This window comes from Pseudomonas sp. SDO5532_S415 (genome assembly GCF_054071155.1).
The window spans coordinates 1-7,042 of record NZ_JBSVWS010000234.1 but is presented as its reverse complement, the minus strand read 5'-3'; the positions used below and the strand labels follow the sequence as shown (position 1 = coordinate 7,042).

5 protein-coding genes are annotated in these 7,042 nt (G+C 60.3%); 1 reads left to right on the top strand and 4 read right to left on the bottom strand.

Annotated elements, in window-relative coordinates:
• Positions 1-82 precede the first annotated feature (82 nt).
• The 4 genes from ACW9HW_RS27885 to ACW9HW_RS27870 form a co-directional block, all read right to left on the bottom strand.
• Positions 83-478 (bottom strand): DUF1090 domain-containing protein, encoded by a 396-nt coding sequence (locus tag ACW9HW_RS27885; protein ID WP_457402534.1) that lies wholly within the window; start codon positions 476-478, stop codon positions 83-85.
• 99 nt (positions 479-577) lie between these two features.
• Positions 578-2,257 (bottom strand): NAD-dependent DNA ligase LigB, encoded by a 1,680-nt coding sequence (gene ligB / locus ACW9HW_RS27880; protein WP_457402532.1) that lies wholly within the window; start codon positions 2,255-2,257, stop codon positions 578-580.
• Positions 2,258-2,494: 237 nt separating this feature from the next.
• Positions 2,495-3,685, bottom strand: coding sequence for a methionine adenosyltransferase (gene metK / locus ACW9HW_RS27875; RefSeq protein WP_095195981.1), 1,191 nt, complete (start codon positions 3,683-3,685; stop codon positions 2,495-2,497).
• Positions 3,686-3,703: 18 nt separating this feature from the next.
• Positions 3,704-4,699 (bottom strand): ArsR/SmtB family transcription factor, encoded by a 996-nt coding sequence (locus ACW9HW_RS27870; protein WP_095195980.1) that lies wholly within the window; start codon positions 4,697-4,699, stop codon positions 3,704-3,706.
• 273 nt (positions 4,700-4,972) lie between these two features.
• Between ACW9HW_RS27870 and tkt the strand changes: the two genes are divergently transcribed.
• The gene (tkt, locus tag ACW9HW_RS27865; RefSeq protein WP_457402530.1) at positions 4,973-6,970 is read left to right on the top strand and encodes a transketolase; all 1,998 of its coding nucleotides are present in this window, start codon (positions 4,973-4,975) and stop codon (positions 6,968-6,970) included.
• Positions 6,971-7,042: the final 72 nt, after the last annotated feature.

The following is a 7,042-nucleotide window of genomic DNA, read 5'->3' as shown; positions in this document are numbered from 1 at the left end:
TTAATCGCATTCCCCTGTGGGAGCGAGCCTGCTCGCGAAGACGGATCTGGCAACGCCAACGATCCACGGTTTTTACCGTTTCTTACTTATCCAACTCATCGACCGCTTCCTGCAATTGCTTGCGGGATTCGGCGAGCTTCTCTTTGCGCTTGTCGATCTTCTCGGGATCGCCTTTTTTCATGGCCTTGTCGAGGTCGGCCTGACGCCTGCTGACTTCGTGCTTGGCGTCGAGCACCTTGTTTTCCCGTTCTTTCTTCAGTGAGGCGTCCGTGCAGTTGGCGGTGACTTCGCTCAGGGCTTTTTCCAGCCCCGCCTGCTGCTCGCCATTACCGTGGGACTTGGCCAGTTCGATCTGATTGATGATGCCTTGCTTCTTGGCGGCGCAGCCGGTCAGTCCCGGTGCATCTTCGGCCGCCATCAGCGGGGCGGCCATCACGCTGCAAAGGGCCAACAGGGCGAGCGGTGAAAGAAATTTCATAAAAGCTCCATGTGAAAAGGCAATCGTGTCGATGCAGCGATGGCTTGTTTGAGCCCATCGGTACTAGAGGGTTCCCGGGTGCCAAGGCATTACCGGTCGTTAAAAACCGTCAATCCCTGCCGCCCGTAATGTTTCACTCAAGGCCAGGACCTGCGGGTCGCGGAAAAACGCGCTCAGTTGCGCTGCGCGTCCCGGGCCGATCCCGGATTCGGCCTGCCATTGTTCGATGTTTCGATTCGCCAGCGCCTGCCATGAATCAACGAGATGTGCCTGGCCTGTCGGAGGCATGCCCAGGGCTTTGAGCCAACGGGCGAAAGATCGTTGCCGAGCACTGTCGAAACTGCTCGAAAGTCGCGCGGCACTGCGCTCGCCGAAACCATCAATGTTAGCAAGCTCCTGAGCATCAAGGGTCAACCAATCGAGCAGACCTTTCAGGCGGCCTGATTCAAGAAGCTTCTCCCAGGTGCCAGGGCCGACATGGGACAAAGCCAGGCCCTGCTTGCCACTGAGCCAAGTCAGGCGGGCGAGGAATTGACCCTCGCATCCCGGAGTGGGTTGCCAGCAGCTTAGCGAATGAAAATCCGTTGCCAGCGGCACGTTCAGTTCCGGTCGCTCGGTGCTGCGCAGCACCACGCCATCCAGTCTGGGAATGGTCAGGCCGGCCAGGCTGATGGCGACCTGGTCACCGGGCCGAATGTCCAGAAATTGCCAGCGTTGCAAGGAGCTCACACTGACACGCTTGATTTGCCGGTCATCGAGCATCACCGGCGTCAACTCCAGCACCGGGGTGATCCGCCCGGTCCGGCCGATCTTGAAGTGAACCTTGCGCACTTGCGCCAGTGCCTGGGCGAAAGGGTATTTCCAGGCGGCGATCCAGTAAGGCGGCTTGGCTTGCCAACGTTCGGCGGGTGGTCGGTTTGCCTGGCGCAGGACGATGCCATCGCTGGCAAACGGCAGGGGCGAGCGAAACCAGTGGTCGCGCCAGCGCTGTGCGTCGGCCAGTGCGCTGATCGGTTGGCTGTACGCTTTGGTACCGGGAAATCCCAGTTCATCCAGCATCGCGACGCGCTCTGGCAACTTTTCCGGACCTCGGGGCCAGTCCCAGACGAACAGGCCTATCCCGGTTGCCTGCTGCGAACTTAGTGCTTTGCGAGCCATCAAGCCCGCGACGGTGGCACGGGCATTGAGACTACCGTCCCGAGCCTGCACGTGCCCGTCCAGGCGCCAGTAGAGTTCGCCTTGCACCAACAGGTCCAGGGGTTGCGAGAGGTGTTGGGGGATGGCTGCAATCTGACGTGCCGAAGTCGTCCAGTCCTGGCCATGTGAACCATCGCCACGACTGATCGCCTGGGTCAGCCGGCCCTGGCGATAGATCAAGGTCACGGCAACGCCGTCGACCTTGGGTTGGACCCAGACGTCCGTGCGATCACGCAGCCAGTGTTCGACGGCTTGATCGTCGTGGAGTTTTTCCAGGCCTGTGTGGGCGATGGGGTGGGCAATCGTGCCGCGCGCGGTGCGCAGTGGATTTGTGGGTGAGCCACGATTGAAGCATTGGTGCCACTGGGCAAGGCGCGCGCGGGACTGGTCATAGAGTTCATCGGTGACCAGGGATTTTCCTTCGCGGTGATAGCTGTCGTCCCAGAGGTCGATCTGTTTTTGCAGTGCAGCGACTTCGTTCGAGGCGCGTTCGGTTGGCCAGTCGGGGCATGGGGTGGCGTTGGCGTTCAGGCTGGAAAGGGTCAGCAGGCAAGTGAAAAACAGGCGCAGGGTGAGGGGCATCGCGAGCGTCCTTGCTCATTGGGGTGCCTGAAGGCTAGGCGAGTACTGGCTGGCTTGAAGGGTGGGTGTTTTGCCGAATGTTTTGTTGTCTGGACTGGCTTCTTCGCGAGCAGGGGAATGCGATTAACTGTGGGAGCGAGCCTGCTCGCGAAGGGGGCGATGCGGTCTCGAATGCAAGGCCATAAAAAGCCCCGCACGGCAAAACCGTGCGGGGCTTCTGGTACAGCCGGGAAAGGCTTACAGGCCGGCGGCGGAACGCAGGGCGTCGGCGCGGTCGGTTTTTTCCCAGGTGAAGGTGGTGAAAGTATCGTCACCCACAGTCTTGGTTGCCGGGGTACGACCGAAGTGGCCGTACGCTGCGGTTTCCTGGTACATCGGGTGCAGCAGGTCGAGCATCTTGGTGATCGCGTATGGACGCAGGTCGAACACTTCGCGGACCAGCTTGACGATCTTGTCATCGCTGATCTTGCCGGTGCCGAAGGTGTTCAACGAGATCGAAGTCGGCTGGGCGACGCCGATGGCGTAGGACACCTGAATCTCGCAACGCTCGGCCAGGCCGGCGGCGACGATGTTTTTCGCCACGTAACGACCGGCGTAGGCAGCCGAACGGTCAACCTTCGATGGATCTTTACCGGAAAACGCGCCACCGCCGTGACGGGCCATGCCGCCGTAGCTGTCGACGATGATCTTGCGGCCGGTCAGACCGCAGTCACCTACCGGGCCACCGATGATGAACTGGCCGGTCGGGTTGATGTGGAACTGGGTGTCCTTGGTCAGCAGCTCGGCAGGCAACACGTGCTTGACGATCAGTTCCATCACGCCTTCGCGCAGGTCGTTGTACGACACTTCCGGGTTGTGCTGGGTCGACAGAACAACGGCGTCGATACCGACAACCTTGCCGTTTTCGTAACGGCAGGTTACTTGCGATTTGGCGTCCGGACGCAGCCAAGGCAGCAGGCCGGATTTACGGGCTTCGGCTTGCCTTTGCACAAGCTGGTGCGAGAACGTGATCGGTGCAGGCATCAGTACGTCGGTTTCGTTGCTGGCGTAGCCGAACATCAGGCCCTGGTCGCCGGCACCCTGATCTTCAGGCTTGGCGCGGTCGACACCCTGGTTGATGTCAGGAGACTGCTTGCCGATGATGTTCATCACGCCGCAGGTCGCACCGTCGAAGCCGACGTTGGAGCTGGTGTAGCCGATGTCGGTGATCACGTCACGAACGATCTGCTCCAGGTCAACCCAGGCCGAGGTGGTGACTTCGCCGGCGATGATTGCCACGCCCGTTTTCACCAGAGTCTCGCACGCCACACGGGCGAACTTGTCTTCAGCAATGATGGCGTCCAGTACCGCATCAGAAATCTGGTCGGCGATTTTGTCCGGATGCCCTTCAGACACGGACTCGGAGGTGAAAAGGGAGTATTCGCTCATCTCGATTTTTTCCTGAAATTACCGATGGTGAGTGTCGCCAGCCGGCCGCTGAAAATGGCGGACCTGGATCTGGAAACCATTACGTAAGCCTACATAGAGGCTTTCCCCGGGAACGAGTCCCGCAGCGGTGGCCCAACGGGCCAGGTCGTCCTGTTCAAACCCCAGCCAGAGATCACCGCAGGCCTCCTTGGCCCAACTCTGGTTGTGGCTGCATAACTCTGTCACTAACAGGCTACCGCCTGGTTGCAGCAAATTGGCCATGTGCTTGAGCGCATCGGCCGGCGCGGCGAAATGGTGCAGCACCATGTTCAATACAACGCAATCGGCCTTGAGGCTCACGCCGTTCAAGGCATCGGCCAGTTGCAGGCTGACGTTGGTCAGCATCTGGCGCTCGCACACCTGACGCGCCAGTTCGAGCATCGCCTGGCTGTTGTCCAGCGCCGTGACCTGGGTGAAGCGGCGCGCCAGTTCCGGTAGAAAAGCACCGTCTCCGGGGCCGACCTCGATGGCTGTGGCACCTTCGCTGAAACTCAGTTTGTCGAGCAAGGCCACCACGCTGTCGCGGTATTGCGGCAGGCCGGCGATCAAGTCTTGCTGGGCGCGAAACTTCTCCGCGACCCGTGAGAAAAAATCCTGGCTGGCCGCCGCCCTTTGTCCGTGGACCTGAGTTATCCGCGACTGCACATCGGCAGGCAGGGTCAGCTCGTCCACTTCGTCGAGCAAGGCCATGTGCAGTTTGCCGCCCAGGGTTTCGGTGTGGGGCAGGGCGCGACGGTAGAAAATCGCGTTGCCTTCACGGCGGGTCGCTACCAGGTCGGCCTGGGCCAATACCTTGAGGTGATGGCTCATGCCGGACTGGCCGATACCGAAGATCTGCGCCAGCTCAAGCACGCCAAACGAATCGTTGGCCAGCGCGCGCAAAACATTCAGCCGCAGAGGATCGCCAGCGGCCTTGCACAAGGCCGCCAACTCATCGCAATCGTCATGGCGAATGGAAGGCACACGTAAATTCATAAGGCCGGCAGTCTAGTCATGCGTCGGAAGCACCGCAAGAGCAATATCAAAAAGTTTTGATATTGCTCGATAGATGGCACTTCTTAACGTTAGCTTCAGTCAACAAACGAGTGGCGGAAAGGTTTCACCAGCCGAAACCGTCGTTATCGATTGGAAAAACGCCTTCAGATGACTATCTGTCATTGCCCCGAGGCGGCTCGGTGAGGGAAAATGCTCGCCTTTTTTCCGTTTCGTTTTATTCACTCTCGATTCAGAACCCGCAGGAGAACAGCGATGCCTAGCCGTCGTGAGCGTGCCAACGCCATTCGTGCCCTCAGCATGGATGCCGTGCAAAAAGCCAACAGCGGCCACCCCGGTGCCCCTATGGGTATGGCGGATATTGCCGAAGTGCTTTGGCGCGACTACCTCAAGCACAACCCGAGCAATCCATCGTTCGCCGACCGTGACCGCTTCGTGCTGTCCAACGGTCATGGCTCGATGCTGATCTACTCGCTGCTGCACCTGACCGGCTACGACCTGTCGATCGAAGACCTGAAGCAGTTCCGCCAGCTGCACAGCCGCACCCCGGGTCACCCGGAGCTCGGCTACACCCCGGGTGTTGAAACCACCACCGGTCCACTGGGCCAGGGCCTGGCCAACGCCGTGGGTTTTGCCCTGGCCGAAAAAGTCATGGCGGCGCAATTCAACAGTCCTGGCCACAACATTGTCGATCACCACACCTACGTGTTCCTGGGTGATGGCTGCATGATGGAAGGCATTTCCCATGAAGTCGCTTCCTTGGCCGGCACCCTGGGCCTGGGCAAGCTGATCGCCTTCTACGACGACAACGGCATCTCCATCGACGGCGAAGTCGAAGGCTGGTTCACCGATGACACGCCCAAGCGTTTCGAATCCTACAACTGGCAAGTGATCCGCAATGTCGACGGTCACGACCCGGAAGAGATCAAAATCGCGATCGATACCGCTCGTAAAAGCGATCAGCCAACCCTGATCTGCTGCAAGACCACCATCGGCTTCGGTTCGCCGAACAAGCAAGGCAAGGAAGATTGCCACGGCGCCCCGCTGGGTGACGCGGAAATCGCCCTGACCCGTGCCGCGCTGAAGTGGAACCACGGCCCGTTCGAAATCCCGGCCGACATCTATGCCGAGTGGGATGCCAAGGAAGCCGGCCGCGCGGTCGAAGCCGAGTGGGACCAGCGTTTCGCAGCCTACTCCGCGGCCTTCCCGACCGAAGCCAACGAACTGATTCGTCGTCTGAGCGGTGAGCTGCCGGCTGACTTCTCCGAAAAAGCCGATGCTTATATCGCCGAAGTCGCTGCCAAGGGCGAAACCATCGCCAGCCGTAAAGCCAGCCAGAACGCCCTGAACGCGTTCGGCCCGCTGCTGCCTGAGTTCCTTGGCGGTTCGGCTGACCTGGCCGGTTCCAACCTGACCCTGTGGAAAGGCTGCAAAGGCGTCACCGCTGAGGACGCCAGCGGCAACTACATGTACTACGGCGTGCGCGAGTTCGGCATGACCGCGATCATGAACGGCGTTGCCCTGCACGGTGGCCTGGTGCCTTACGGCGCGACCTTCCTGATGTTCATGGAATACGCCCGCAACGCCGTGCGCATGTCGGCCCTGATGAAGCAGCGTGTGATCCACGTCTATACCCACGACTCCATCGGTCTGGGCGAAGACGGTCCGACTCACCAGCCAATCGAGCAACTGGCCAGCCTGCGCTGCACGCCGAACCTCGACACCTGGCGTCCAGCTGACGCTGTTGAATCGGCGGTGTCCTGGAAGTATGCGCTGGAGCGTAAAGATGGTCCTTCGGCCCTGATCTTTTCGCGTCAGAACCTGCAACACCAGACCCGCAATGCCCTGCAGATCGCCGACATCAATCGTGGCGGTTACGTGTTGAAGGACTGCCCCGGCGAGCCTGAGCTGATCCTGATCGCCACCGGTTCGGAAGTCGGCCTGGCCGTTCAGGCCTTCGACAAACTCACCGAGCAAGGTCGCAAGGTGCGTGTGGTTTCCATGCCTTGCACCAGCGTGTTCGATGCCCAGGATGCCGGCTACAAGCAATCGGTCCTGCCGTTGCAGGTCAGCGCCCGTATCGCCATCGAAGCTTCCCACGCCGACTACTGGTACAAGTACGTCGGCCTGGAAGGTCGCGTGATCGGCATGACCACCTACGGCGAGTCGGCACCTGCGTCGGCCTTGTTCGAAGAGTTCGGCTTCACCCTGGAAAACATCCTGGGTCAGGCTGAAGAGCTGCTGGAAGACTAAGTTCAGGGTATGTATTGCCTGTTCTGGCGCCATCGCGGGCAAGCCCGCTCCCACAAGGATCTTCGCCGACCC

What these genes read in the sequence shown, in the direction of transcription:
- ACW9HW_RS27870 (WP_095195980.1), bottom strand. Translation starts at nt 4,699, where the DNA reads ATGAATTTACGTGTGCCTTCCATTCGCCATGACGATTGCGATGAGTTG.
- ACW9HW_RS27885 (WP_457402534.1), bottom strand. Translation starts at nt 478, where the DNA reads ATGAAATTTCTTTCACCGCTCGCCCTGTTGGCCCTTTGCAGCGTGATG.
- tkt (WP_457402530.1), top strand. Translation starts at nt 4,973, where the DNA reads ATGCCTAGCCGTCGTGAGCGTGCCAACGCCATTCGTGCCCTCAGCATG.
- metK (WP_095195981.1), bottom strand. Translation starts at nt 3,685, where the DNA reads ATGAGCGAATACTCCCTTTTCACCTCCGAGTCCGTGTCTGAAGGGCAT.
- ligB (WP_457402532.1), bottom strand. Translation starts at nt 2,257, where the DNA reads ATGCCCCTCACCCTGCGCCTGTTTTTCACTTGCCTGCTGACCCTTTCC.